The following is a 24,987-nucleotide window of genomic DNA, read 5'->3' as shown; positions in this document are numbered from 1 at the left end:
GATGACTTGGCTGGGGCGCATATTCGGGACAAGCGTTGCGGTCGCGTCGGCCGCCGCACCGAATTGCGCGTCGGCGGAAGACGCGCAGAAGGTCTTCGAATATGTGGAAGCCAGCGGGTTCATCTCGTTGGCGGCCCCAGAGGAAAGAGTTGGCCTTCAAGCCGCGCTGATGCAGCGCGGTGCGGCGGCAATTTTCGAAGCGCAGTCGCTGCTTGCTCCGGCCGATGCCGAAGATATCGCAGAAGGCGGTGTCGCGACGTTTTTGGAAGACATCGAGCCGAGGCTGGCTCGTTTCGGCGTGCAGCTCGGGGCCATCTCGGAAACTTACGAAGAAGATCGGCATGTCGTGCATGTCGGTGGCCGAGAATGGACGATCTGGTCTAACGACCGAGATGGCAGCCCTGACACTGTGGAAATGGGCAAGTTTTGGGCGGTCTCGACGGCGCGAACCTTTGCGTTGCTCAATGATCGCCTTGCGGCTTCGGGGACCCAGATTCGCGCCTATGCAGTCGGTGGCGGCGAAGATGGCTTGGTCTTTTTTCTGACTCCGACCGTGGCGGCGTCCCTTGCGCGGATCAAGGAACTTGGCCGCGAAGCGCCTTACCTAATGACCGAGACGCCGCCCTACTACGGAGCGCCACAATGATGATTCGGGTCGTGGCGGTTTCGAGGGTCCGGCGGTACGACCGCTGCAGTTGGACCGTCGGAGAAGGTCTCGCAGGCGCTGCGCGTCCGGGAAGCGGCAGGCGAGTTCGCATGGACTGGTTCGAGCGGCAGCTCGACTTGGTCGATCAGAGGTATTGAGAGGCACTACGGGCCATGGCCAAGATCAAGATCGACGGCATCGAACTGGACGTCGCGCCCGAGTCGACGTTGCTGCAGGCCTGCGAAATGGCCGGGGCGGAGGTGCCGCGCTTCTGTTTCCATGAGCGGCTGTCGATCGCCGGCAATTGCCGCATGTGCCTGGTCGAGGTGAAGGGCGGCCCGCCCAAGCCGCAGGCCTCCTGCGCCATGGCGGTGCGCGACCTGCGCCCGGGTCCGAACGGCGAGGCGCCGGAAGTCTTCACCAAGACCCCGATGGTGAAGAAGGCGCGCGAAGGCGTGATGGAATTCCTGCTGATCAACCATCCGCTCGATTGCCCGATCTGCGATCAGGGCGGCGAGTGCGACCTGCAGGACCAGGCGATGGCCTATGGCGTGGACACCTCGCGCTATGCCGAGAACAAGCGCGCCGTCGAGGACAAGTATATCGGCCCGCTCGTCAAGACGAGCATGAACCGCTGCATCCAGTGCACGCGCTGCGTCCGCTTCACCAACGAAGTCGCCGGCGTCGGCGATCTGGGCCTGATCAGCCGCGGCGAGGATGTCGAGATCACCACCTATCTCGAAACCGCGATGCGCTCGGAACTGCAGGGCAACGTGGTCGATCTCTGCCCGGTCGGCGCCCTGACCTCGCGTCCCTACGAATTCACCGCCCGGCCCTGGGAACTGACCAAGACCGAATCGGTCGACGTAATGGACGCGCTCGGCTCGAACATCCGCGTCGACAGCCGCGGCCGCGAGGTCCTGCGCATCCTGCCGCGGCTCAACGAGGCCGTGAACGAGGAATGGATCTCGGACAAGACCCGCCATGTGGTCGACGGCCTGCGGACCCAGCGGCTCGATCGCCCCTATCTGCGCGGCGCCGACGGCCGGCTGAAGCCGGTCTCATGGGCCGAGGCCTTCGGCGCCATCGCCGCGAAGGTCAAGGCGACGGCGCCGAACCGGATGGCCGCGATCGCCGGCGATCTCGCTTCGGTTGAAGAACTCTACGCGCTGAAGACGCTGGCGACCGCGCTCGGCATCGCGTCGATCGACGGCCGTCCCGCTCTGAGCGGGCTCGATCCGAAGTTCGGCCGCGGCAGCTATCTGTTCAATGCGACCATCGAGGGTGTCGAGGCGGCGGATGCGGTGCTGATCGTCGGCGCCGACCTGCGCAAGGACGCGCCGATCCTCAATGCCCGCATCCGCAAGCGCTGGCGCCAGGGCGGCTTCAAGGCCGCCGTCATCGGCACGCCGGTCGACCTGACCTACGACCACGTCCATCTCGGCGTCGGTCCGGATACGCTCGAGGCGCTGGCCCGCGGCGAACTGGCCTTCGCCGAGGTGCTGAAGGCCGCCAAGCGGCCGCTGATCCTGGTCGGGCAGGGCGCTGTCGCCCGGGCCGACGGCCTCGCGGTCCTGTCCGCCGCCGCCCGGCTCGCCCGGGATGTCGGCGCGGTGTCGGACGAGTGGAACGGCTTCTCGGTGCTGCATAACGGCGCCTCCGCCGTCGGCGCGCTCGATATCGGCTTCGTGCCCGGCGAGGGCGGCCTCGGCACCGCCGGCATCGTGGCGGCGGCCGGTCGCGGCGATCTCGACGTGGTCGTGCTGCTCGGCGCCGACGAGATCGATACCGCGGCGCTCGGCTCGGCCTTCGTGGTCTATCTCGGCACCCATGGCGACGCCGGGGCGCATCGCGCCGACGTGATCCTGCCCGGCGCGGCCTATACGGAAAAGTCCGGCACCTTCGTCAACACCGAGGGCCGGGTCCAGCTTGCCAACCGGGCGGCCTTCCCGCCGGGCGAGGCGCGCGAGGACTGGGCGATCCTGCGGGCGCTGTCCGCCGTGCTCGGCAAGACGCTGCCGTTCGACAGCCTTGCCGGGCTGCGCGCCAAGCTCTATGCAGCCTATCCGCATCTCGCCCGGATCGACACCATCGCCCCGACATCGGCCGGCGACGTGATCGCGCTGGCCGATGTCGGCGGCGCGATGGACCGGGCCGGCTTTGTGGGACCGATCCAGGATTTCTATCTGACCAACCCGATCGCGCGCGCGTCCGCCGTGATGGCCGAGTGCTCCGCGCTCGCCCGCGCGCGGACGACCGCGGCCGCGGCGGCCGAATGAGGACGGACGACAATGGCTGACTTCTGGTCCTCCTATCTCTGGCCGCTGATCATCATGGTCGCACAGTCCGTGCTGCTGATGGTCGTGCTCCTGGTCGTGATCGCCTACATCCTCTATGCCGACCGCAAGATCTGGGCGGCCGTCCAGCTGCGGCGCGGCCCGAACGTGGTCGGACCCTGGGGGCTGTTCCAGTCCTTCGCCGACCTGCTGAAATTCGTGCTGAAGGAGCCGGTCATCCCGGCGGGCGCTTCCAAGGGCCTGTTCCTGCTGGCGCCGCTGATCACCGTGATCCTGTCGCTCGCCGCCTGGGCGGTGATGCCGGTCGCGCAGGGCTGGGTGATCGCCGACATCAATGTCGGCATCCTCTACATCTTCGCGATCTCCTCGCTCAGCGTCTACGGCATCATCATGGGCGGCTGGGCTTCGAATTCGAAGTATCCGTTCCTGGCCGCGCTGCGCTCCGCGGCGCAGATGGTCTCCTACGAAGTCTCGATCGGCTTCGTGATCATCACCGTGCTGCTCTGCGCCGGCTCGCTGAACCTGTCGGCGATCGTGCATGCGCAGGAGACCCGGGGCCTGGCCAGCCTGCTCGGCGTGCCGTGGCTGACGGTGCTGAACTGGTACGTCATCCCGCTCTTCCCGATGTTCGTGATCTTCTTCGTGTCCGCACTCGCGGAGACGAACCGGCCGCCCTTCGATCTGGTCGAGGCGGAGTCCGAACTCGTTGCGGGCTTCATGGTCGAGTACGGTTCGACGCCGTACATGATGTTCATGCTCGGGGAATATGTGGCCATCGCGACCATGTGCGCGCTGACCACGATCCTGTTCCTCGGTGGCTGGACGGCGCCGATCGCGCTGCCGCCCTTCACCTGGATCCCGGGCATCTTCTGGTTCCTCCTCAAGGCGCTGCTGGTCTTCTTCATGTTCGCCATGGTGAAGGCCTTCGTGCCGCGCTACCGCTACGACCAGCTCATGCGGCTCGGCTGGAAGGTGTTCCTGCCGATCTCGCTCTTCGCTGTGGTCGCGGTGGCGGGCTTCCTGCGGCTGACCGGGCTGGCGCCCTGAGGAGACGCCGATGGAATTGTCGCTGCCGGGTCTGATCGGCGCGGTCTTTGGGCTGGGGGTCGGCGTGATCGACTACGGCCTGATCGCGATGCTGATCCGTCGGGCGGCCGAGCGCAAGGGAACGGCCGCTCCGCTGATCCGGGTCGGTCCGACCGCGCTCGATCGGGTCATGAAGGTGGTTTTCGTGGTCAATGCCCTGGTCTTCGCCGGGCTCGGCTACTGGTTCGGATCGACCGTCGGCGGGTGAGCCGGTCGGCGGATGATGAGGGAAGCGACAGGATGACACTCGATCAGGCTGCAAGGGCCTTGTTCCTGAAGGAGTTCGTGCAGGCCTTCGTCCTGTCCATGCGCTACTTCTTCAAGCCGAAGGCGACCATCAACTATCCCTTCGAGAAGAATCCGATCTCGCCGCGCTTCCGGGGCGAGCATGCGCTGCGCCGCTATCCGAACGGCGAGGAACGCTGCATCGCCTGCAAGCTGTGCGAGGCGATCTGCCCCGCCCAGGCGATCACCATCGAGGCCGGCCCGCGCCGCAACGACGGCACGCGGCGCACGACCCGCTACGATATCGACATGACCAAGTGCATCTATTGCGGCTTCTGCCAGGAAGCCTGCCCGGTCGATGCCATCGTCGAGGGACCGAACTTCGAGTTCGCCACCGAGACGCGCGAGGAGCTCTACTACGACAAGGACAAGCTGCTCGCCAACGGCGCCCGCTGGGAGCGCGAGATCGCGCGCTCCATCGAGATGGATGCACCCTACCGCTAGAGTAGACGGATTGCCGGGTCGCGCCCGGCCCGGAACGAGACTATCAATCGCCGGCCCGGCCGGCTCAGGGGTTCCCGATGGTCCTGAAAGCCCTCTTCTTCTATCTCTTCGCGGCCGTCACGGTCGCGTCGGCCTTCATGGTGATCTCGGCAAGGAACCCGGTCCACTCGGTCCTGTTCCTGATCCTCGCCTTCATCAACGCGGCCGGCCTGTTCCTGCTGGTCGGCGCCGAGTTCCTGGCCATGATCCTGGTCGTGGTCTATGTCGGCGCCGTCGCGGTCCTGTTCCTGTTCGTGGTCATGATGCTCGATGTCGACTTCGTCGAGCTGCGCCAGGGCTTCCTGCAGTATCTGCCGATCGGGTCCGTTCTGGGCGCGGTGCTGCTGGTCGAACTGCTGATGGTGCTCGGCGGCTGGGCGATCGATCCCGGCCTGGTCGGCAAGGGGGCGGTGCCGATCACGGCGACGGGCAGCAACATCGAGCAGATCGGCACGGTGCTCTACACGAAATATGTCTTCTTCTTCCAGGCATCCGGCTTGGTGCTGCTGGTCGCGATGGTCGGCGCAATCGTGTTGACGCTCCGCCACAAGGAAGGCGTGCGCCGACAGGATATCTCCCGTCAGGTCGCACGCGGCCCGGCCAGTTCGATCGAGGTCGTCTCGGTGGAGACCGGCAAGGGCCTCTGAGGTTTCGGTTTCGGCGCGCCGTCCGGGGGGCCGGGGGGCATTTCGACGGTTGCGCCGGAGCATTTCGAGGAAGTCTGGGTGTCAGGCCGGCGTGGCCGGCGCCCGAACGGGGGTGACCCATGGAAATCGGATTGTCGCACTACCTCTCGGTGGCCGCGATCCTGTTCACGCTCGGGGTGTTCGGCATCTTCCTCAATCGGAAGAACGTCATCGTCATCCTGATGTCGGTCGAGCTGATCCTGCTCGCGGTGAACATCAATTTCGTCGCCTTCTCGGCCTTCCTCGGCGATCTCGTGGGCCAGGTCTTCGCCCTCCTGGTCCTCACCGTCGCGGCGGCGGAAGCCGCGATCGGCCTTGCCATTCTGGTGGTCTTCTATCGCAACCGCGGTTCCATCGCGGTCGAAGACATCAATTCGATGAAGGGTTGACCGGCTCATGTACTCGGCCATCGTCTTCCTGCCGCTGATCGGCTTTCTGATCGCCGGCGCCATCGCGCTCTTCGCGCATCCGACCGCGCCCGACGGCGCGGCGGCGCTGAGCGGCCATGGCCATGACGCCCACGGGCACGGTTCCCACGGTCACGCGTCCCACGGTCACGCGTCCCACGGTCACGCGTCCCACGGGCACGACGACCATGGCCACGGCCACGGTCATGCCGCCGACGATCACGGCCACGGCCATGACGACCACCATCCGTCCGCACCGGGATCGCGCGCGGCGGAACTGGTCACGTCGAGCCTGATGGTCGTCGCCGCGCTCCTATCCTGGGTGGCCTTCGTCAGCGTCGGTCTCGGCACCGGCGAGGCGGTCCGCGTGCCGCTGTTCGCCTGGATCCAGTCCGGCACCCTGTCGGTCGACTGGGCGATCCGGGTCGACACCCTGACCGCCGTCATGCTGGTGGTCGTCAACTCGGTCTCCGCGCTGGTCCACATCTACTCGACCGGCTACATGAGCCACGACCCGCATCGGCCGCGCTTCTTCGCCTATCTGTCGCTGTTCACCTTCGCCATGCTGATGCTGGTGACCAGCGACAACCTCCTGCAGATGTTCTTCGGCTGGGAGGGCGTCGGCGTCGCCTCCTACCTGCTGATCGGCTTCTGGTTCCAGAAGCCCTCGGCCAATGCGGCCGCCATCAAGGCCTTCGTGGTCAACCGGGTCGGCGATTTCGGCTTCGCGCTCGGCATCTTCGGCGTCTACGTGCTGTTCAACTCGATCGAGTTCACGACCATCTTCGCCAACGCCCAGGCGATGGTCGGCCACAAGCTGCACTTCCTGAACGGGAATGTGGACGCGCTGACGGTGATCTGCCTGCTCCTGTTCATGGGCGCGATGGGCAAGTCGGCGCAGTTCCTGCTGCACACCTGGCTGCCCGACGCGATGGAAGGCCCGACCCCGGTCTCCGCGCTGATCCACGCCGCCACCATGGTGACCGCGGGCGTGTTCATGGTCGCCCGGCTGTCGCCGCTGTTCGAACTCGCCCCGACCGCGCTCGCCGTCGTCACCTTCATCGGCGCGACCACGGCCTTCTTCGCCGCGACGGTCGGCCTGGTGCAGAACGACATCAAGCGCGTGATCGCCTATTCGACCTGCTCGCAGCTCGGCTACATGTTCGCCGCCCTCGGCGTCGGCGCCTATTCGGCCGGCGTGTTCCACCTGTTCACGCATGCCTTCTTCAAGGCGCTCCTGTTCCTCGGCGCCGGCTCGGTGATCCATGCCGTCTCGGGCGAGCAGGACATCCGCCGCATGGGCGGCCTGAAGGAGCATATCCCGCTGACCTATTCGATGATGGTCATCGGCACCCTGGCGCTGACCGGGTTCGGCGTGCCCTTCAGCCAGGTCGGCTTCGCCGGCTTCAACTCGAAGGATGCGATCATCGAGAGCGCCTTCATGGGCCACGGCGTCTTCGCCACCTATGCCTTCATGCTCCTGGTGATCGCGGCGCTGTTCACGTCCTTCTACTCCTGGCGCCTGATCTTCATGACCTTCTGGGGCGCCCCGCGCGCACCTAAGGAGGTGATGGACCATGTCCACGAGAGCCCGCGCTCGATGACCGTGCCGCTGATGATCCTCGCCTTCGGCGCGGTCTTCGCCGGCATGCTGTTCACGGGCCTGTTCAATGGCTACGGCCATGGCTGGGAAGCCATCAAGGGGCATTACGACGCCTTCTGGAAGGGCGCACTCTTCACGGGTCCGGAGAACCGGATGATCGAGGAGACCCACAACGCGCCGTTGCTGGTCAAGGCGTCGCCCTTCATCGCCATGGTGATCGGCTTCGTGACCGCCTACTGGTTCTACGTCGTCGATCCGTCGCGGCCCGGCGCGGTCGCCGCGCAGAATCCGGGGCTCTACAAGTTCCTGCTCAACAAGTGGTACTTCGACGAGCTCTACGACTTCCTGTTCGTCCGTCCCGCCAAGTGGCTCGGCCGCTTCCTCTGGAAGGAGGGTGACGGGCGCGTCATCGACGGCCTCGGGCCCGACGGCGTCTCGGCCCGCGTGGTCGACCTCACCCAGCAGGTGGTGCGGCTGCAGACCGGCTATCTCTACCACTATGCCTTCGTGATGATGATCGGCATCGCCGCGCTGGTGACCTACATGATGCTCGGAGGCTCGCACTGATGTCCGGCTGGCCCCTGCTTTCGATCGTCACCTTCCTGCCGCTGGTCGGCGTGTTCTTCGTCGCCATCGTCGGCGGCGAGGATGCCGTGGCGAAGAACCGGATCCGGATGACCGCCCTGGTCACCACGGTCTTCACCTTCCTGGTCTCGCTCCTGATCCTGGCCCGTTTCGACACGGCCAATCCGGGCTTCCAGCTGACCGAGAAGGCCGCCTGGATCGGCGGCTACTTCAACTATGCGATGGGCGTCGACGGCATCTCGGTGCTGTTCGTCATCCTGACCACCTTCCTGATGCCCTTCTGCATCCTGGCCAGCTGGGACAGCGTCGATCGCCGCGTCAAGGAATACATGATCGCGTTCCTGGTCCTCGAGACGCTGATGATCGGCGTCTTCACGGCCACGGACCTGATGCTGTTCTACGTCTTCTTCGAGGCCGGCCTGATCCCGATGTTCATCATCATCGGGGTCTGGGGCGGACCGCGCCGGGTCTACGCCTCGTTCAAGTTCTTCCTCTACACGCTGCTCGGCTCGATCCTGATGCTGGTCGCGATGGTCGCCATGTACTGGCAGGCCGGCACGGCCGACATCCCGACCCTTCTCGGCCACAAGTTCCCGGCCGGCATGCAGACCTGGCTGTGGCTCGCCTTCTTCGCCTCCTTCGCGGTGAAGATGCCGATGTGGCCGGTGCATACCTGGCTGCCGGACGCCCATGTCGAGGCGCCGACCGCCGGATCGGTGATCCTGGCCGGCATCCTCCTGAAGATGGGCGGCTACGGCTTCCTGCGCTTCTCGCTGCCGATGTTCCCGCTGGCCTCCGACCATTTCGCGCCGCTGGTCTTCACCCTCTCGGTCGTCGCGATCATCTACACCTCGCTGGTCGCGCTGATGCAGGAGGACATCAAGAAGTTGATCGCCTATTCGTCCGTCGCCCATATGGGCTTCGTGACCATGGGCATCTTCTCCGGCAACATGCAGGGCATCCAGGGCGGCATCTTCCAGATGATCAGCCACGGCTTCGTCTCGGCGGCGCTGTTCCTCTGCGTCGGCGTCGTCTACGACCGGATGCACACCCGCGAGATCGCCGCCTATGGCGGACTGGTCAACCGGATGCCCTGGTACGCGGTCGCCTTCCTGATCTTCACCATGGCCAATGTCGGCCTGCCGGGCACCTCGGGCTTCGTCGGCGAATTCCTGACGCTGATCGGCGCCTTCCAGGCCAACACCTGGGTCGCCTTCTTCGCCACGACCGGCGTCATCCTGTCGGCCGGCTACGCGCTCTGGCTCTACCGCAAGGTGGTGTTCGGCGCTCTGGAGAAGTCGAGCCTCGCCGGCATGCTCGACCTCGACCGGCGCGAAAAGGCGATCCTCTATCCGCTGGTCGCCGTGACCATCCTGTACGGCGTCTGGCCGGCCCCGATCCTCAACACGATCGCAGCCTCGACCAGCGCGCTGGTGGTCAAGTATCAGGCCGCGATCGAGGCGGTCACCAAGACCGCCGCGCTGACCCACTGATCCGGTCGGGCGGCGGGGCAGGGGCTCCGCCGGCCGACCCGTCCCGCGGGGCCGCACTTGGCGCCGCTGCCGAATTGATGTGATGGACGTCCGCCTCGCCGGTCTCCGCCTCTGAGAGGGCAGGGGAGCGACCCGAGGGCACCGAAGGGAACGACACTCGTGATGGCTCTCCCCGCCCTGTCCCCGGCTTTGCCGGAGATCCTCCTCGCGGTCGGCGCGATGGCGCTCCTCATGTTCGGCGCCTTCGCCGGCGAGAAGTCGTCCCGCACGGTGTCGTTCGGCGCCATGGGGCTGATCGCGGTCGCCTTCCTGATGCTGCTGGTCGCGCCCAAATACGGCACGACCTTCTCGGGCGCCTATGTGCTCGATCCCTTCGCGCGGCTGATGAAGCTGCTCGCGCTGGCGGGCTCGGGCTTCGCCATCCTGATGTCGCTCGACTTCGCCCGCCGCGAGAAGTTCGACCGCTTCGAGTATCCGGTGCTGATCCTGCTCGCCACCGTCGGCATGATGGTGATGATCTCGGCCAACGACCTGATCTCGCTCTATCTCGGCCTCGAACTGCAATCCCTGGCGCTCTACGTGATCGCCGCGATCGACCGCGACAATGTCCGCTCGACGGAAGCCGGCCTGAAGTATTTCGTCCTCGGCGCCCTGTCGTCGGGCATGCTGCTCTACGGCGCCTCGCTGACCTACGGCTTCACCGGCCATACCGATTTCGCCGGCATCGCCGCGGCCCTGAAGGCGCACGGCTCCTCGCTCGGCATCGTCTTCGGCATCGTGTTCGTGCTCGCCGGCCTCGCCTTCAAGATCTCCGCCGTGCCGTTCCACATGTGGACCCCGGACGTCTACGAAGGCGCGCCGACCCCGGTGACGACCTTCTTCGCCGGCGCGCCCAAGATCGCCGCCGCCGCCCTGATGGTGCGCGTGGTCATCGACGGCTACGGCCCGATCGCCAAGGACTGGCAGCAGATCGTCGTCTTCATCTCGATCGCCTCGATGGTGCTCGGCGCCTTCGCCGCGATCGGCCAGCGCAACATCAAGCGCCTGATGGCCTATTCGTCGATCGGCCACATGGGCTACGCGCTGGTCGGCCTCGCTGCCGGCACCCAGCAGGGCGTCGAAAGCGTCATCCTCTATGTCGCCATCTATCTGGCCATGACGCTCGGCACCTTCGCCTGCATTCTGGCCATGCGCCGCAAGGACGGCCCGGTCGAGGATATCGGCGAACTGGCCGGTCTGTCGCGCACCAGCCCGGTGCTGGCCTTCCTGCTCGCCATGCTGATGTTCTCGCTCGCCGGCATCCCGGTCCTGGCCGGCTTCTTCGCCAAGCTCTACGTGTTCATGGCCGCCGTGAAGGCGGGCCTCCTCGGCCTCGCCATCGTCGGCGCGCTCGCCTCGGTGGTCGGTGCCTTCTACTACCTGCGCGTCATCAAGATCATGTATTTCGACGAGCCCAAGCCGGCCTTCGAGCCGATGCCGCTGGAGTTGAAGGTCGTGCTCGGCCTGTCCGGTCTGTTCGTGCTCGGCTATGTGCTGATCGCCAATCCGATCGGCACGGCGGCGACCACGGCGGCGGCGAGCCTGTTCTGATGGACCAGCCGGCCCTCGGCGCCAAGGCACGGGCGGCCGGCATCCGTCTGGAGTGCTTCCGGACGATCGGATCGACCAACACCGAGGCCATGGAGCGCGCCCGTGCGGGCGATCCCGGCCGGGTTTGGTTCTATGCCGAGGAACAGACCGCCGGGCGCGGCCGGCGGGGCCGGTCCTGGTCGACGCCGACCGGCAACATGGCGGCGAGCTACCTGCGCATCCTCGAAATCGGCCCGCAGGCCGCCGCCACCTACAGCTTCGTCGCAGGCCTCGCGCTGCATGAGGCGCTGTCCGGGCTGCTGGCCGGCAGCCGGCTGGCCCTCAAATGGCCGAACGACCTCCTTCTCGACGGGGCCAAGTTGTCGGGCATCCTGCTCGAGGCCGAGCAGTTGGGCGGCGGCCGCATGGCGCTGGTCGTCGGCATCGGCGTCAACGTCCTGTCGGCGCCCGAGGGGCTGCCCTATCCGACCGCCTCGCTGGCCGGCGCCGGGCTGGCCGTCCCGGCCGCGCAGGTGTTCGAACGGCTCGCCGAGGCATGGGTCGAGATCGAGGCCCTGTGGGACGAGGGACGGGGACTGCCCGCCATCCTGTCGCTTTGGCGGCAACGGGCGGCCGGTCTCGGCGCGCCGGTGTCGGTGACGCTCGGCAGCCAGACCGTTTCCGGGCGTTTTGAGGACATTGATGCCGAAGGCCGGCTCGTCGTCGTTGCGGCCGACGGACGCCGTCAGGCGGTCACGGCCGGCGAAGTTCATTTCGGAGCGGCCGCTACCGCCGCACCGTGACGGGAATTGGTGCAAGGGCCCGCGTTTGGCGGGCGTGGGAACCCTCGACCGGAGCCCCCGCTTACCGTATACCCGGGCACCCGGCGGATCGGGTATGCCACGAGCGAGGATGGTTCCGGAATGCGAAAGCGGCGTGAGGGCGACGACCTGGTCTTTCTGCCTCTGGGAGGCGTGGGCGAGATCGGGATGAATTGCGCGCTCTACGGCTTCGGGCCCGAGGCCGACCGCAAGTGGATCATGGTCGATCTCGGCATCACCTTCGCCAACGAGTTCGACGAGCCCGGGGTCGACGTGATCTTCCCCGATCTGCGCTTCGCGGAATCCGAAAAGCGCAACATTCTCGGGCTGATCATCACCCATGCGCACGAGGATCACTTCGGCGCACTGCTCGATCTCTGGCCGCGCCTGAAGGTGCCGGTCTATATGACGCCCTTCGCCCATGGCCTGCTCGAGGCCAAGGCGGAAGGCCATGCCGGGGCGCCCGAGATCGCGGTCCGCCGCTACAAGGCCGGCGAGCGCTGGACGCTCGGGCCGTTCGAGATCGAGGCGATCAACGTCGCCCATTCGATCCCGGAGTCGAATGCGCTGGCGATTCGGACCGCGCTCGGCACGGTGATCCATACCGGCGACTGGAAGGTCGATCCGACCCCGGTGCTCGGCGCGCCGACCGATTTCGACCGGCTGGCCGCCTACGGGGCGGAGGGCGTGCGCGCGCTGATCTGCGATTCGACCAACGCCGTGCGCGAGGGCATCTCGCCGAGCGAGCGCGAGGTCGCCACCAGCCTGACCGAGATCATCCGCAAGGCGCCGCAGCGCGTCGCCGTCACCACCTTCGCCTCCAATGTCGGCCGCATCCGCGCCGTGGCTGAGGCCGCCGTCGCTGCCGATCGCAGCGTGGTCATTCTCGGCCGCGCCATGCACCGGGCGATCGACGTTGCGACCGAGCTCGGCATGTTCGAGGGCCTGCCCGGCTTCCTCGGCGAGGATGCCTATGGCTACCTGCCGCGCGACCGCGTCGTGGCGCTGATGACCGGCAGCCAGGGCGAGCCGCGCGCCGCCCTCGCCAAGGTCGCCTCCGGCGAACACCGCAACATCGCCCTGTCGCAGGGCGACACGGTGATCTTCTCGTCCCGTACCATCCCGGGCAACGAGAAGGCCGTGAACACCATCCAGAACCAGCTCGCCACCGCCGGCGTGCACGTGATCACCGACCGCGACGGGCTGGTCCATGTCTCCGGCCATCCGCGCCGGGGCGAACTGGCGCGCATGTATGAGGCCGTCAAGCCGGAAGTCTCCATTCCGGTCCATGGCGAGGCGGTCCACCTGAACGTCCATGCCGATTTCGCCCGCAGCTGCGGCGTCAAGCGGGCGGTGATCGGCGGCAACGGCAAGATGATCCGCCTGGCGCCCGATCCGGCCGAGATCGTCGACGAGGTCTTCGCTGGTCGCCTGTTCAAGGACGGCCGGCTGGTCGTGCTGCCGGACGACAGCGGCGTGCGCGAACGGCGCAAGGCCTCCTTCGCCGGCGTCATCGTCGTGTCGCTCGCCCTCGACGGCAAGGGCACCGTCGCCGCCGAGCCGGAGGCGGTCCTGGTCGGCATCCCGTCCGAGGACGAGGTCGGCAAGGACTTCGAGGATGTCGTGGTCGATGCCGCCGAGCAGACCATGGCCGGCCTGCCCAAGGCCAAGCGCCGCGATCTCGACCTTGTCGCCGACGCGGTCAAGCGCTCCGTGCGGGCGGCCGTCGCCGAGCGCTGGGGCAAGAAGCCGATCGTCGAAGTGATCGTCCACGAGGTCGACTGACGGGCCCGCCCGGTTCGGCTACTCTCTCTCCCGCGCGGCGGTTCGTCTGTCATGGCGGATGGGCCCTGCTTGGCGTGAGGGGCTGTTCCATGGCCGGGGACGAGGGGCCGAAATCGATCCTTCTGCAGCGCTGGGAGGCGGAACGCGCGGCCGCCTCCGCGCGAACCGAGGCTTGGCTTCGCGGCATCTTCGAGGAAACCGCCACTGAAGGTGGCGATGCCGCTCGTGCGCCGCCTCCGAAGATGGTCCCGGAGGCGACGCAGCGGCTGCGGGCCATGCTGGCGACGCCCACGGCGAACAATCTTCCGGAAATCCTTGCGGCGTGCTTCATGCTGGCGACGCGCTCGCGCGGGCGCCCCGCCTATGACGACATCAACCGCGGGGCGAGGGTCTACCAGGCGGTGACCGATCCGTCGGCAACCGAATATCTCGACGATCGCTACGTGCCCGTGACCGGCGCCGAACTCTTCCGGAGAGTGGTCGAGGACGAGAAGTCCGACGGCGTCCTGATCGACGACTACAAGCGCTGCGAACCGGGCGACGTCAGTGCCTGTCGCAATCTGCTGCTGTCGCCGGGCTTCTGCGCGGCGGCGATGGCGGGGCGGGACTGTCGCCCCGGTGCGGATCCGATGCCGGCGCAGTCGCGCGCCGAAATCGAACTCTGGCTCGAACTGCATTTCTTTCCCACGTCACGGCAGGCCGTTGAAGCGACCCGCCCCGACGGCTCCCGACTGCTTCGCTTCCACGCGGACAGCCACTACCGCCCGTGGAGTTGCCTGGAGACCACGGACGTGCAGGGGACCGACAGCGACATCTGGAGCCCGGTCTTCGCGCTCTCCGCCGAGGCCGCGGCGCGCGGGCCGGGCGATTTCGGCGATCGGCCGAGCCGTATCCTGTGTCCCGGCCTGCTGGCCGCCCGCAAGCTGCGTGGGACCGCGCCCGGGACGCGCGCCTTCGGGACCTTCGTCGGCATCGGCCGGTTCCAGGACGCCGTCAGCCGCCGTGACGCGGCGATGCAGGTGGTGGCGGCGTCCGAAATGCTGAAGCTCATCCCGAAGGGGCAGGGCAGGGTGCCGCGCACGGCATTCCTGACCGTCGAGGGCGCCGCGGAGGCGCGCAAGCGCCCCGATTTCTTCACCCGGCCGGGCCTGGAGGCCGAGCGCGCCCACGGGCTGCGGCACGCCCGAGTCTGGGCCTGGGGCCGATGAACCGATAGGGCCGATGAACTCCTGGGGCGATGAGATAGCGCGGCGATCGGTCCGCCGGTGCGGCGCGCCTGCGCCCATCGTCCGACTTGCCGCCCGTGCGCCGGCGGCCTACATCTCCGCCCCGCAAGCCAAGGGAGACGGGCATGATCGGACGCCTCAATCACGTCGCCATCGCGGTCAGGAACATCGAGGCCGCATCGGCGATCTATCGCGGGGCGCTCGGCGCCACCGTCACGGCGCCGACGCCGCAGCCCGATCACGGCGTCACCGTCGTCTTCGTCGAACTGCCCAACACCAAGATCGAGTTCCTGGAGCCGCTCGGCGAGAATTCGCCGATCGCCAAGTTCCTGGAGAAGAACCCGGACGGCGGCATCCATCACGTCTGCTACGAGGTCGACGACATCCTCGCCGCGCGCGACCGCCTGAAGGCGGAGGGCGCCCGGGTGCTCGGCTCGGGCGACCCGAAGATCGGCGCGCATGGCAAGCCGGTCCTGTTCCTGCATCCGAAGGACTTCCTCGGAACCCTGGTCGAACTCGAGCAGGCGTGATCGCCGGCGGGCGTCGGGACGGCAGGGCCGCGGGCTCCACACGCTGACCGACCGATCCGGCCTGATGCGGCGCACTGGCCTTGCAGGACCGGAGGGTCGCGGCTCCCGTCTGGCGCCGGTCAGGCAACTGCTCTACATCGCTGAGCATCCCGGCACCGCGTCCGGCGGCAACCTCGGAAACCAGCATGAGCTACGGCACCGGCTTCGCGATCTATTTCGTCCTCTGGTGGGTGACGCTCTTCGCCATCCTGCCCTGGGGCGTGCGTCCCCAGCATGAGAGCGGGGCGGTCGAATCCGGCACCGATCCCGGCGCTCCGGCGCGCCCGATGCTGCTGAAGAAGCTGATCTGGACCACCGTCGTCTCCGGCGTGATCATGGCCGCCATGGTCTGGGCCCGCAAGAACGGCTGGTCGCTGCTCGACCTGCCGATTCCCGGCATGCCGAAGTGATCCGATCGACAGCGGCTGAGTCGCATCGGCATGGGGCGCCGTTCGCCGGGTGACGTCCCGCCGCCGGTGCCGACCGAAGGCGTCGCGGGCGCCGGTCTCCCGCGCGGTCCCCGACGCCGGACGGCACGGGCTCGAACATCACGATTCTGCCGTCCGATGGCGGCGGGGCACCCCTGAGGGGCTATTCGCCGGTGCCGTGGCAGAGGGGCAGGTCCCGGTGCGCGAGATGGGACGGCAGCACCGTCGCCTTGGTCTTGCACGCCTGTCCGACTTGCGCCGGCTGGCCGCAGGACCGGGGAGGCCGGCTGAGGGGAATCGCCTCAAGGGCAGGGTGTCGCCGGCCTTCGGATCGGTCGAGATGCCGAGATCGACCGGATTGCCGCAGGATCGCGCCGAGCACGGCCTCCGATCGTCTATGGGCGGGACGGTTCGATGAGGGGCGGAGGGGCCGCACCAGGTGCGAGCCCGGCGGACGAGGACATGCCGGTCGCGCGCCCCGGTCTTCGCGTCGTCGCCCAAAATCCGTGTCGGGAATGGTCTGATGGCTCACACTGCAGACATAAAAAAAGCAAGGCGTTTCCGCCTTGCTTTTTTCAGTTGCGCGTCTCAACCCTTTACCGATGCCCGTCGGCTCCTGACAGCTGACGACCATTGTGGCAGCTACCGAAAACGGTGCGCCAGGGTTGCTTCCTCCCAAGACTTAGACCGCGATGCCTCGTAGGGTCTCACTTTGGCCGGGCTGTATGGCAGCCCTGGCGGACCCGTTTTCTTATGGCGAGACCATAGCCCGGCGATCCGGCTTTGTCATCTATTTGTGCAGGGCCTGTGTCGATTTTTTGCCGCCTCGGACGCCGATAATGCGCATCGGATCGATTTAGACATTTCAAAAAGTCTGATGAAAAGGCGTTTCCGTTCCATTTTGATCGGAAACCTGACAGTGTCGGCCAACTCTTGGGCAGTGCCTGATTTCGAGGCGACGGGTGGCGCGATAGGCGGCTCTTGCGGCGGTACGGGGCTTGCCCTTGTCTTTTCGGCCCCTTTCGGCTTTCTGTGACGGACTGCCGCGAACCGGCGGATTCCCTCTCTCCCGACTGCAGCCGAAGGCATGCCGATGCGTCTCTCCCGCTATTTCCTGCCCATCCTCAAAGAGACGCCGAAGGAAGCCGAGATCGTCTCGCACCGCCTGATGCTGCGGGCCGGCATGATCCGCCAGCAGTCGGCCGGCATCTATTCCTGGCTGCCGCTCGGCCACCGCGTGCTGACCCGGATCGGTCAGATCGTGCGCGAGGAACAGAATCGCGCGGGCGCGCTCGAACTTCTGATGCCGACCATCCAGTCGGCGGATCTCTGGCGCGAATCCGGCCGCTACGACGACTACGGCAAGGAGATGCTGCGCATCGAGGACCGGCACGAGCGCGAGATGCTCTACGGGCCGACCAACGAGGAGATGATCACCGAGATCTTCCGCTCCTATGTGCGCTCGTATCGCGACCTGCCGCTCAATCTCTACCACATCCAGTGGAAGTTCCGCGACGAGGTGCGCCCGCGCTTCGGCGTGATGCGGGGGCGCGAGTTCCTGATGAAGGACGCCTACTCGTTCGACGTGGACCAGGAAGCGGCACGCCACGCTTACAACAAGATGTTCGTCGCCTATCTGCGCACATTCGCGCGCCTGGGCCTCAAGGCGATTCCCATGCGCGCCGATTCGGGACCGATCGGCGGCGACATGAGCCACGAATTCATCATCCTCGCCGCCACCGGCGAGAGCCAGGTCTTCTGCGACAAGGCGCTGCTCGAAATGCCGATTCCCGGTGAGGACACGGATTTCGACGCCGATCTGACGCCGGTCGTGAAGTCCTGGACGTCGCACTATGCCGCGACCGAGGAAAAGCACGACGAGGCGGCCTTCGCGGCTCTGCCGGAAGACGCCCGCGTCGCCGCGCGCGGTATCGAGGTCGGCCATATCTTCTATTTCGGCACCAAATATTCCGAGCCGATGGGCGCCAAGGTGGCGACGCCGGACGGCGCCGAGCGCCCGGTCCATATGGGCTCCTACGGCGTCGGCGTTTCGCGCCTGGCCGCCGGCCTGATCGAGGCGAGCCATGACGAGCAGGGCATCATCTGGCCCGATTCGGTCGCTCCGTTCGATGTCGGCCTGATCAGCCTGAAGGTCGGCGACGCCAAGGTCGATGCCGCCTGCGCCGATCTCTACGACAAGCTCGGCAAGGCCGGCCGGGACGTGCTCTATGACGATACCGACGGCCGCCCCGGCGCCAAGTTCGCCACCATGGACCTGATCGGCCTGCCCTGGCAGCTGATCGTCGGACCGAAGGGGCTGAACGACGGGCTGGTCGAGCTGAAGCGTCGCGCCACCGGCGAGCGCGAGACGCTGACCCCCGAGGCCGCCCTCAACAAGCTGACCGGAACGCGATGATCAGAGCCATCCTGGAACGGTTGAAGGGTGCGGCGGCCGGGGGCGGCGATCCGCTCGGCGAAGCCGATGCCGGCAGCACGCGGCCGTTCGCACCTTTCGAATGGATGATCGCCTGGCGCTATCTGCGCCCGCGGCGCCGGCAGGCGGCCGTGTCGGTGATCGCTCTGTTCTCGTTCCTCGGCATCATGATCGGCGTCGCCGCCCTGATCACCGTGATGGCGGTGATGAACGGCTTCCGGGACGAACTGATCTCGAAGATCCTCGGCTTCAACGGGCACATCCTGGTCCAGGCGACCGATGCGGCCTTCACCGACTATGGCGAGGTCTCGGACCGCGTCTCCTTCGTGCCGGGCGTGACGGCCGCGATTCCCTTCATCGACGGCCAGGCGCTCGCCTCAGGACCGCGCCAGGCGCTCGGCGCCATCGTGCGCGGCATGCGCAAGGAGGACCTGGACCGGCTCGGCCTCGTCTCGGGCAATGTCCAGCAGGGCACCCTCGACACCTTCAAGGACGGCGGCGGCGTCGCGGTCGGCTCGCGTCTGGCCCGGAGCCTGGGACTGCAGGTCGGCGACCAGATCACCATCGTCACCCCGCGCGGCAACGTCACGCCGCTCGGCGTCACGCCGCGCGTGAAGTCGTTCCCGATCATGGCGATCTTCCAGATCGGCATGACCCAGTACGACAATACCTACATCTTCATGCCGCTCGGCGACGCGCAGAACTACTTCAACCTCGAAGGCCGCGTCTCGGCGATCGACATCTATGTCTCCGAGCCCGATCGGGTCGGCGAGATCACCAAGTCGGTCGAGATCGCCGCGCAGCGCCCGGTCCTGGTGACCGACTGGCGCTACAAGGACATGACCTTCTTCTCGGCGCTCGAAGTCGAGCGCAACGCGATGTTCATGATCCTGACGCTGATCGTGCTGGTCGCGGCGCTCAACATCGTCTCGGGCCTGACCATGCTGGTCAAAGACAAGACGCGCGACATCGCCATCCTGCGCACGATGGGGGCGACCTCGGGTGCGATCATGCGCATCTTCTTCATTGCCGGATCGTCGATCGGCGCCACCGGAACGCTCGCCGGCTTCCTGCTCGGCATGGTGCTGTGCCGCTACATCGAGCCGATCCGCAGCGCCCTGTCCTGGCTGAGCGGCACGCAGCTCTATCCGCCGGAGGTCTATTTCCTGACCAAGATGCGGGCGGTCGTGCATTCTGGCGAGACCGTCTCGGTGATCGTGATGGCGCTGATCCTGTCGCTGCTCGCCACCATTCCGCCCTCCCGCCGGGCCGCCAAGCTCGACCCGGTCGAAGCCTTGAGGAACGAGTGATGGCCATGGACGCCCGTCCCGAAGGCCCCGAGACCGCCGCGGCCGAGCCGCAGGCGAACGGCCGCGCGATCCCGGCGCTGCGTCTGCGCGGTGTGGAGCGGCGCTACCGCGAGGGCGATCACTTCCTCGAGGTTCTGCGCAGCGCCAACCTGGCCATCCAGGCCGGCGAGGTGGTGGCGCTGATCGCCCCGTCGGGCGCCGGCAAGTCGACCCTGCTGCATGTCGCCGGGCTTCTGGAGAAGCCCGATGCCGGCGAGGTCTATATCGGCGGCGTCGCGGCCGGCTCGCTCGACGATGCGGGCCGCACGCGCATGCGGCGGATGCAGATCGGCTTCGTCTACCAGTTCCATCACCTCCTCCCGGAATTCACCGCGGAGGAGAACATCATGATGCCGCAGATGATCCGCGGGCTCGACCGCAAGCTCGCCGCCGAGCGGTCGCGCGAGCTGCTCGCTTATATGAAGCTGGCCGAGCGGGCGAGCCATCGGCCGTCCGAACTGTCCGGCGGCGAGCAGCAGCGCGTCGCCATCGCGCGCGCGGTCGCCAATGCCCCGAAGCTTCTGCTCGCCGACGAACCGACCGGCAATCTCGACCCGAAGACCGCCCATTATGTCTTCGACGCCCTCCAGGCGCTGGTGCGCGCCTCCGGTCTCGCGGCCCTGATCGCGACCCACAATCTCGACATCGCCGATCGCATGGACCGCCGGATCACCCTGCAGGACGGCAAGATCGAAGAGATCTGACCGGGCGCCGGTCGCGGTTCCGCCCGCTCCCGGCTGCGGGTGGATTTGCCATGCCCGTTTCTGCGACCGCGCTGCAGCCGGCCGTCCGATCGGCTTTCCTGCCAACGCCGGGACCGGTCACGTTCGGCAATCCGCCCGGTCCCCGTCCCATGCCTTGCGAGACGCGGGCGGGCCCGAAGAAGCGGGGCAGGGGGCGTCAGGCGTCGAGCGGAATGCGCCGGCCGGTCTCGCGGTCGAAGAGGTGCAGGTCGTCGCGCCGGGCGACCACGCGGCGAACCGTGCCGGGAGCGGCGGCGATGGTGCCGGGCTCGCGGATCACGACATCCGGGCCGGTGGCGCCGAGGCGACCGTGCAGGAAGGTTTCGGCGCCCACGGCCTCGACGGCCGACACCGTGTAGGACAGGGCGATGCCGCCCTCGGGCGCGGGTTCGTCGCCGACGACATGGAGATGTTCCGGACGGATGCCGAGACGGGCGCCGGTGGCCGGCACGGCGATGCCGAGGCCGCCGACGATGCCCGCGTCGCCCGCCACCGGGCGCAAACCGTCCGGGCCGATGGCGACATCGATCAGGTTCATCGGCGGCGCGCCGATGAAGCCGGCGACGAACAGGGTCTCGGGCCGGCGATAGAGATCGAGCGGGGCGCCGATCTGTTCGACGCGGCCCTTGTTCATCACCACCAGCATGTCGGCCAGCGTCATCGCCTCCAACTGGTCGTGGGTGACGTAGACGGACGTGGTGGCCAGCGAACGCTGCAGGCGGCGAATCTCGACGCGCATCTGCACGCGCAGCTTGGCGTCGAGATTGGACAGCGGCTCGTCGAACAGGAAGACCTGCGGCTTGCGCACGATCGCCCGGCCCATGGCGACGCGCTGGCGCTGGCCGCCGGAAAGCTGGCGCGGCTTGCGCGCGAGCAGGTCGCCGAGTTCGAGCACGCGCGCCGCCTCGCGCACGCGGGTCTCGATCTCGGCCTTGGGCGTGCCGCGATTCCTGAGCCCGTAGGCCATGTTGTCGTAGACCGACATGTGCGGGTAGAGCGCGTAGTTCTGGAACACCATGGCGATGTCGCGCTCGGCCGGCTCGACCGCGTTGACGACCCGCCCGCCGATCGAGACCGTGCCGGTGGTGATCGTCTCCAGGCCCGCGATCATGCGCAGCAGCGTGGACTTGCCGCAGCCCGACGGGCCGACCAGCACGCAGAAGGCGCCGTCCGGGACGGTGAATTCGACATCCGTCACAGCGGTGACGCCGCCCGCATAGGTCTTGCCCACGCCGGTCAGAACGACCTCGGCCATGCTATTTCTCCGTCTCCACGAGGCCCCTGACGAACAGCTTCTGCATCACGATCACGACCAGGACCGGCGGCAGCATCGCCAGCACGGCGGTCGCCATGGCCAGCTGCCACTCGGTCAGCGCATCCTGCGTGACGATCATCTTCTTGATGCCGATCACGATGGTCTGCATGTCGTCGCGCGTGGTGATCAGGAGGGGCCAGAGATACTGGTTCCAGCCATAGATGAACTGGATCACGAACATCGCCGCGACCGAAGTGACCGAGAGCGGCACCAGCGTATCGCGGAAGAACTTCATCGGGCCGGCGCCGTCGATCTTGGAAGCCTCGACCAGTTCGTCCGGCACAGTCATGAAGAACTGGCGGAACAGAAGCGTCGCGGTGGCCGAGGCGATCAGCGGGATGGTCAGACCCGCATAGGTGTCGAGCATGTTGAGGTCGGCGACGATCTTGTAGGTCGGGTAGATGCGCACCTCGACCGGCAGCATCAGGGTGACGAAGATCAGCCAGAAGATCGTCATCCGGAAGGGAAAGCGGAAATAGACGACCGCGAAGGCCGAGGTCAGCGAGATGACGATCTTGCCGATCGCGATCGTCATGGCCATGACGAAACTGTTGAACAGCATCCCCCCGACCGGCTGGCGGGTGGTGCCGGAGGTGCCGACGAACAGGGTGCGCCAGTAGTTTTCCAGGAACAGCGGGCCGGGGGTGAGCGGCATCTTGCCGTTGGCGATCGTCGCCGCGTCCCAGGTCGAGGCGACGAAGGCGAGATAGACCGGGAAGGCCAGGATGGCGATGCCGATCAGCAGCGTCAGGTGGGCGAGGGCGGTGCCGAAAGGGCGGTGCTCGACCATCAGTATTGCACCTTGCGCTCGATGAAGCGGAACTGCACCGCGGTCAGCGCGATCACGATGACCATCAGGATGACCGATTGCGCCGCCGATCCGCCGAGATCGCCGCCGACGCGGCCGTCGGAATAGACCTTGTAGACCAGCGTCTCGGTCGCCTTGGCGGGGCCGCCGGCGGTGGTCGCGTCGATGATGCCGAAGGTGTCGAAGAACACGTAGACCACGTTGACGACGAACAGATAGAAGGTCGTCGGCGACAGGAGCGGGAAGACGATGGTCCAGAAGCGCCGCACGGGCCGCGCGCCGTCGATCGCCGCGGCCTCGATGACCGATTTCGGGATCGCCTGCAGGCCGGCCAGGAAGAACAGGAAATTGTAGGAGACCTGCTTCCAGGTCGCCGCCATCACGACCAGCGCCATGGCGTCGGTGGAATCGAGCAGCGGGTTCCAGGTGAAGCCGAGCCCGCGCAGGCCCTGCGAGACGAGGCCGAGCGAGGGCTGGAACATGAAGAACCAGAGCACGCCGGCGACCGCCGGGGCGACCGCATAGGGCCAGATGAGCAGGGTCCGGTATGCGGTCGCGCCCTTCAGCTGGCGGTCGGCCTGCACGGCCAGGAACAGCGCGATCGACAGCGACAATGCGGTGACCAGCGCCGAGAAGAAGGCCGTCGTGCCGATGGTGCGGTAGTAGTCCGCCTTGGCGAACAGGTCGCGGTAGTTGGCGAACCCGACGAATTCCGACGACAGTCCGAAGGCATCCTCCTGCAGGAAGGACTGCCAGACGGCCTGGCTGGCCGGCCAGTAGAAGAAGACCAGCGTCACGACCAGTTGCGGTGCGACCAGCGCGAAGGGCAGCAGGCGGCCCTGGAAGATGGCGCGTTTTTCCATCGCGGGAGCACTCGGATCGCGGAGCCCGGATCGCGCGGGCGGCGGGGTGGCGACGGCCGGGATGGCCGCCGCGAAGCAGGCGCGGAAGGGGACGGGGAGGGCGGCGGCCGGAGCGGTGCGGCTGGCGCCCGCCCCGGCCGGCCGGGATCAGCGCGTGGCGGTCTGCTCGAACTTGCGCAGCATCTCGTTGCCGCGCGCCACGGCGGCGTCGAGCGCCTCCTTGGCGGACTTCTTGCCGGCCAGCGCCGCCTCGATCTCCTCAGACCACACGTCGCGCATCTGAACCATGCCGCCGAAGCGCAGACCGCGCGAATTCTCGGTCGGCTCCTTGTTGGTCAGTTCCTTCAGCGCGGTCTCGAGCAGCGGGTTCTTGTCGTAGAAGCCCGAAGCCTTGACCTTCTCGTAGGCGGCCTTGGTGATCGGCAGGTAGCCGGACTCGGTGTGCAGCTTGGCCTGGCGGTCGGTGTCGGACAGGAAGGTGAAGAACTTCGCCACGCCCTTGTACTCGGCTGCCGGCTTGCCGCCCATCACCCAGAGCGAGGCGCCGCCGATGATCGAATTCTGCGGTGCGCCCGGCACGTCCGGATAGTAGGGCATCGGCGCGTTGGAATAGTCGAACTTGGCGTTGGCCTTGACGTTGCCGTAGAAGGCCGACGAGGTCAGGAACAGCGGGCATTCGCCGGAGGTGAAGCGGCCCTCGCCGGTGTTGGTGCGGCCGGAATAGTCGAAGGTCTTGTCCTTCTGCAGCGCGACCAGCGTCTCCAGGTGCTTGACGTAGAGCGGCGCGTTGATCTGCAGGACGGTGTCGAAGCCGTCCATGCCGTTGGCCCGGGTGGCCAGCGGCACGTTATGCCAGGCGCCGAGCTGCTCGATATTGGCCCAGGTCGTCCAGGCGGTGGAGACGCCGCAGGTGGCGAAGCCGGCGGCCTTCAGCGTCTTGGCCGCCTCGAACACCTCCGGCCAAGTCTTCGGGGGCTGGTCCGGATTGAGGCCGGCCTTGCGCAGGGCGTCGCGGTTGACCCACATCACCATGCTGGAGGAGTTGAACGGGAAGGACAGCATCTCGCCCTTCACGGTCGAATAGTAGCCGGTGATGGCGGGCAGATAGGCCTTCGGATCGAAGGTCTCGCCGGCATCCTTCATCATCGTCTGCACCGGCATGATGGCGCCCTTGGCGGCCATCATGGTGGCGGTGCCGACCTCGAACACCTGCATGATGTGCGGCGCATTGCCGGCGCGGTAGGCGGCGATGCCGGCATTCAGCGTGTCGGCATAGGAGCCCTTGTAGCTCGGAACGACCTTGTAGTCCTTCTGGGACGCATTGAAGTCCTCGGCGAGCTTGACGATGACGTCGTTGTTCGCGCCGGTCATGGCATGCCACCACTGCAGCTCGACCTGCGCCTGGGCGGCGCTGGCGGCGAGCGAGAAGGCGGCGGCGAGGATAAGCGGCTTCACCGTGGTCATGGCGGTCTCCCGGTCGTTTCCAGACGTCGTTGCGTCGATCCC

22 protein-coding genes are annotated in these 24,987 nt (G+C 67.1%); 18 read left to right on the top strand and 4 right to left on the bottom strand.

Annotated elements, in window-relative coordinates; all coding sequences use genetic code 11:
* The first annotated feature begins 1 nt into the window (after window position 1).
* The 18 genes from ABB55_RS28025 to ABB55_RS27940 all read left to right on the top strand — a co-directional run bounded on the left by ABB55_RS28025 (window position 2) and on the right by ABB55_RS27940 (window position 20,456).
* Window positions 2-646 (top strand): hypothetical protein, encoded by a 645-nt coding sequence (locus tag ABB55_RS28025; protein ID WP_054362373.1) that lies wholly within the window; start codon window positions 2-4, stop codon window positions 644-646.
* Between the two features lie 173 nt (window positions 647-819).
* Complete coding sequence (gene nuoG, locus ABB55_RS28020; RefSeq protein WP_054362372.1) at window positions 820-2,925, top strand: NADH-quinone oxidoreductase subunit NuoG; 2,106 nt, start codon at window positions 820-822, stop codon at window positions 2,923-2,925.
* A 12-nt stretch (window positions 2,926-2,937) separates the two neighbouring features.
* Window positions 2,938-3,990, top strand: coding sequence for an NADH-quinone oxidoreductase subunit NuoH (gene nuoH, locus ABB55_RS28015; RefSeq protein WP_054362371.1), 1,053 nt, complete (start codon window positions 2,938-2,940; stop codon window positions 3,988-3,990).
* Window positions 3,991-4,000: 10 nt separating this feature from the next.
* Window positions 4,001-4,237, top strand: a complete 237-nt coding sequence (locus tag ABB55_RS28010; protein WP_054362370.1) for a hypothetical protein — start codon at window positions 4,001-4,003, stop codon at window positions 4,235-4,237.
* 32 nt (window positions 4,238-4,269) lie between these two features.
* Entirely contained in the window at window positions 4,270-4,758 is a 489-nt protein-coding gene (gene nuoI, locus ABB55_RS28005) for an NADH-quinone oxidoreductase subunit NuoI (protein WP_054362369.1), read from the top strand.
* Between the two features lie 77 nt (window positions 4,759-4,835).
* The gene (locus ABB55_RS28000) at window positions 4,836-5,444 is read left to right on the top strand and encodes an NADH-quinone oxidoreductase subunit J (RefSeq protein WP_054362368.1); all 609 of its coding nucleotides are present in this window, start codon (window positions 4,836-4,838) and stop codon (window positions 5,442-5,444) included.
* Between the two features lie 119 nt (window positions 5,445-5,563).
* Window positions 5,564-5,872, top strand: a complete 309-nt coding sequence (gene nuoK / locus ABB55_RS27995; RefSeq protein ID WP_054362367.1) for an NADH-quinone oxidoreductase subunit NuoK — start codon at window positions 5,564-5,566, stop codon at window positions 5,870-5,872.
* A 7-nt stretch (window positions 5,873-5,879) separates the two neighbouring features.
* A complete protein-coding gene (gene nuoL, locus ABB55_RS27990; RefSeq protein ID WP_054362366.1) occupies window positions 5,880-8,060 on the top strand; it encodes an NADH-quinone oxidoreductase subunit L in 2,181 nt (726 codons plus the stop codon).
* Entirely contained in the window at window positions 8,060-9,571 is a 1,512-nt protein-coding gene (locus ABB55_RS27985; RefSeq protein WP_054362365.1) for an NADH-quinone oxidoreductase subunit M, read from the top strand. Before nuoL ends, ABB55_RS27985 begins: the two co-directional genes overlap by 1 nt.
* Before the next feature lie 162 nt (window positions 9,572-9,733).
* Window positions 9,734-11,161, top strand: coding sequence for an NADH-quinone oxidoreductase subunit NuoN (gene nuoN, locus ABB55_RS27980; protein ID WP_054362364.1), 1,428 nt, complete (start codon window positions 9,734-9,736; stop codon window positions 11,159-11,161).
* Window positions 11,161-11,943 (top strand): biotin--[acetyl-CoA-carboxylase] ligase, encoded by a 783-nt coding sequence (locus ABB55_RS27975; protein ID WP_054362363.1) that lies wholly within the window; start codon window positions 11,161-11,163, stop codon window positions 11,941-11,943. Before nuoN ends, ABB55_RS27975 begins: the two co-directional genes overlap by 1 nt.
* 120 nt (window positions 11,944-12,063) lie before the next feature.
* Window positions 12,064-13,746, top strand: coding sequence for a ribonuclease J (locus ABB55_RS27970; protein WP_054362362.1), 1,683 nt, complete (start codon window positions 12,064-12,066; stop codon window positions 13,744-13,746).
* An 89-nt stretch (window positions 13,747-13,835) separates the two neighbouring features.
* A complete protein-coding gene (locus ABB55_RS27965; protein WP_054362361.1) occupies window positions 13,836-14,954 on the top strand; it encodes a hypothetical protein in 1,119 nt (372 codons plus the stop codon).
* A 143-nt stretch (window positions 14,955-15,097) separates the two neighbouring features.
* Window positions 15,098-15,502 (top strand): methylmalonyl-CoA epimerase, encoded by a 405-nt coding sequence (gene mce / locus ABB55_RS27960; protein WP_054362360.1) that lies wholly within the window; start codon window positions 15,098-15,100, stop codon window positions 15,500-15,502.
* Window positions 15,503-15,687: 185 nt separating this feature from the next.
* Window positions 15,688-15,951, top strand: coding sequence for a DUF1467 family protein (locus tag ABB55_RS27955; protein WP_054362359.1), 264 nt, complete (start codon window positions 15,688-15,690; stop codon window positions 15,949-15,951).
* A gap of 1,111 nt (window positions 15,952-17,062) precedes the next feature.
* Window positions 17,063-18,385 (top strand): proline--tRNA ligase, encoded by a 1,323-nt coding sequence (gene proS, locus ABB55_RS27950; RefSeq protein ID WP_054362399.1) that lies wholly within the window; start codon window positions 17,063-17,065, stop codon window positions 18,383-18,385.
* A complete protein-coding gene (locus ABB55_RS27945; protein WP_394367208.1) occupies window positions 18,382-19,713 on the top strand; it encodes a lipoprotein-releasing ABC transporter permease subunit in 1,332 nt (443 codons plus the stop codon). Before proS ends, ABB55_RS27945 begins: the two co-directional genes overlap by 4 nt.
* Window positions 19,714-19,718: 5 nt before the next feature.
* Complete coding sequence (locus tag ABB55_RS27940; RefSeq protein ID WP_054362397.1) at window positions 19,719-20,456, top strand: ABC transporter ATP-binding protein; 738 nt, start codon at window positions 19,719-19,721, stop codon at window positions 20,454-20,456.
* Between the two features lie 196 nt (window positions 20,457-20,652).
* On the opposite strand, the gene ABB55_RS27935 is transcribed toward ABB55_RS27940, so the two are convergent.
* The 4 genes from ABB55_RS27935 to ugpB form a co-directional block, all read right to left on the bottom strand.
* A complete protein-coding gene (locus ABB55_RS27935; protein ID WP_054362358.1) occupies window positions 20,653-21,750 on the bottom strand; it encodes a sn-glycerol-3-phosphate import ATP-binding protein UgpC in 1,098 nt (365 codons plus the stop codon).
* Between the two features lies 1 nt (window position 21,751).
* Complete coding sequence (gene ugpE, locus ABB55_RS27930; protein WP_054362357.1) at window positions 21,752-22,600, bottom strand: sn-glycerol-3-phosphate ABC transporter permease UgpE; 849 nt, start codon at window positions 22,598-22,600, stop codon at window positions 21,752-21,754.
* Complete coding sequence (ugpA, locus tag ABB55_RS27925; RefSeq protein ID WP_054362356.1) at window positions 22,600-23,481, bottom strand: sn-glycerol-3-phosphate ABC transporter permease UgpA; 882 nt, start codon at window positions 23,479-23,481, stop codon at window positions 22,600-22,602. Before ugpA ends, ugpE begins: the two co-directional genes overlap by 1 nt.
* A gap of 147 nt (window positions 23,482-23,628) precedes the next feature.
* Window positions 23,629-24,945 carry a sn-glycerol-3-phosphate ABC transporter substrate-binding protein UgpB gene (gene ugpB / locus ABB55_RS27920; RefSeq protein ID WP_054362355.1) on the bottom strand — a complete coding sequence of 439 codons (1,317 nt, stop codon included), beginning with the start codon at window positions 24,943-24,945 and terminating at the stop codon, window positions 23,629-23,631.
* Window positions 24,946-24,987 lie beyond the last annotated feature (42 nt).

The organism is Prosthecodimorpha hirschii, assembly GCF_001305515.1.
Classification (GTDB): domain Bacteria; phylum Pseudomonadota; class Alphaproteobacteria; order Rhizobiales; family Ancalomicrobiaceae; genus Prosthecodimorpha; species Prosthecodimorpha hirschii.
The sequence above is the reverse complement of the archived record's forward strand: the minus strand, read 5'-3'. Positions and strand labels throughout refer to the sequence as shown.

Bases quoted from the DNA above. Each gene is read 5' to 3' on its own strand.
- ABB55_RS28025 (WP_054362373.1), top strand. From the start codon at position 2: ATGACTTGGCTGGGGCGCATATTCGGGACAAGCGTTGCGGTCGCGTCG.
- nuoG (WP_054362372.1), top strand. From the start codon at position 820: ATGGCCAAGATCAAGATCGACGGCATCGAACTGGACGTCGCGCCCGAG.
- nuoH (WP_054362371.1), top strand. From the start codon at position 2,938: ATGGCTGACTTCTGGTCCTCCTATCTCTGGCCGCTGATCATCATGGTC.
- ABB55_RS28010 (WP_054362370.1), top strand. From the start codon at position 4,001: ATGGAATTGTCGCTGCCGGGTCTGATCGGCGCGGTCTTTGGGCTGGGG.
- nuoI (WP_054362369.1), top strand. From the start codon at position 4,270: ATGACACTCGATCAGGCTGCAAGGGCCTTGTTCCTGAAGGAGTTCGTG.
- ABB55_RS28000 (WP_054362368.1), top strand. From the start codon at position 4,836: ATGGTCCTGAAAGCCCTCTTCTTCTATCTCTTCGCGGCCGTCACGGTC.
- nuoK (WP_054362367.1), top strand. From the start codon at position 5,564: ATGGAAATCGGATTGTCGCACTACCTCTCGGTGGCCGCGATCCTGTTC.
- nuoL (WP_054362366.1), top strand. From the start codon at position 5,880: ATGTACTCGGCCATCGTCTTCCTGCCGCTGATCGGCTTTCTGATCGCC.
- ABB55_RS27985 (WP_054362365.1), top strand. From the start codon at position 8,060: ATGTCCGGCTGGCCCCTGCTTTCGATCGTCACCTTCCTGCCGCTGGTC.
- nuoN (WP_054362364.1), top strand. From the start codon at position 9,734: ATGGCTCTCCCCGCCCTGTCCCCGGCTTTGCCGGAGATCCTCCTCGCG.
- ABB55_RS27975 (WP_054362363.1), top strand. From the start codon at position 11,161: ATGGACCAGCCGGCCCTCGGCGCCAAGGCACGGGCGGCCGGCATCCGT.
- ABB55_RS27970 (WP_054362362.1), top strand. From the start codon at position 12,064: ATGCGAAAGCGGCGTGAGGGCGACGACCTGGTCTTTCTGCCTCTGGGA.
- ABB55_RS27965 (WP_054362361.1), top strand. From the start codon at position 13,836: ATGGCCGGGGACGAGGGGCCGAAATCGATCCTTCTGCAGCGCTGGGAG.
- mce (WP_054362360.1), top strand. From the start codon at position 15,098: ATGATCGGACGCCTCAATCACGTCGCCATCGCGGTCAGGAACATCGAG.
- ABB55_RS27955 (WP_054362359.1), top strand. From the start codon at position 15,688: ATGAGCTACGGCACCGGCTTCGCGATCTATTTCGTCCTCTGGTGGGTG.
- proS (WP_054362399.1), top strand. From the start codon at position 17,063: ATGCGTCTCTCCCGCTATTTCCTGCCCATCCTCAAAGAGACGCCGAAG.
- ABB55_RS27945 (WP_394367208.1), top strand. From the start codon at position 18,382: ATGATCAGAGCCATCCTGGAACGGTTGAAGGGTGCGGCGGCCGGGGGC.
- ABB55_RS27940 (WP_054362397.1), top strand. From the start codon at position 19,719: ATGGACGCCCGTCCCGAAGGCCCCGAGACCGCCGCGGCCGAGCCGCAG.
- ABB55_RS27935 (WP_054362358.1), bottom strand. From the start codon at position 21,750: ATGGCCGAGGTCGTTCTGACCGGCGTGGGCAAGACCTATGCGGGCGGC.
- ugpE (WP_054362357.1), bottom strand. From the start codon at position 22,600: ATGGTCGAGCACCGCCCTTTCGGCACCGCCCTCGCCCACCTGACGCTG.
- ugpA (WP_054362356.1), bottom strand. From the start codon at position 23,481: ATGGAAAAACGCGCCATCTTCCAGGGCCGCCTGCTGCCCTTCGCGCTG.
- ugpB (WP_054362355.1), bottom strand. From the start codon at position 24,945: ATGACCACGGTGAAGCCGCTTATCCTCGCCGCCGCCTTCTCGCTCGCC.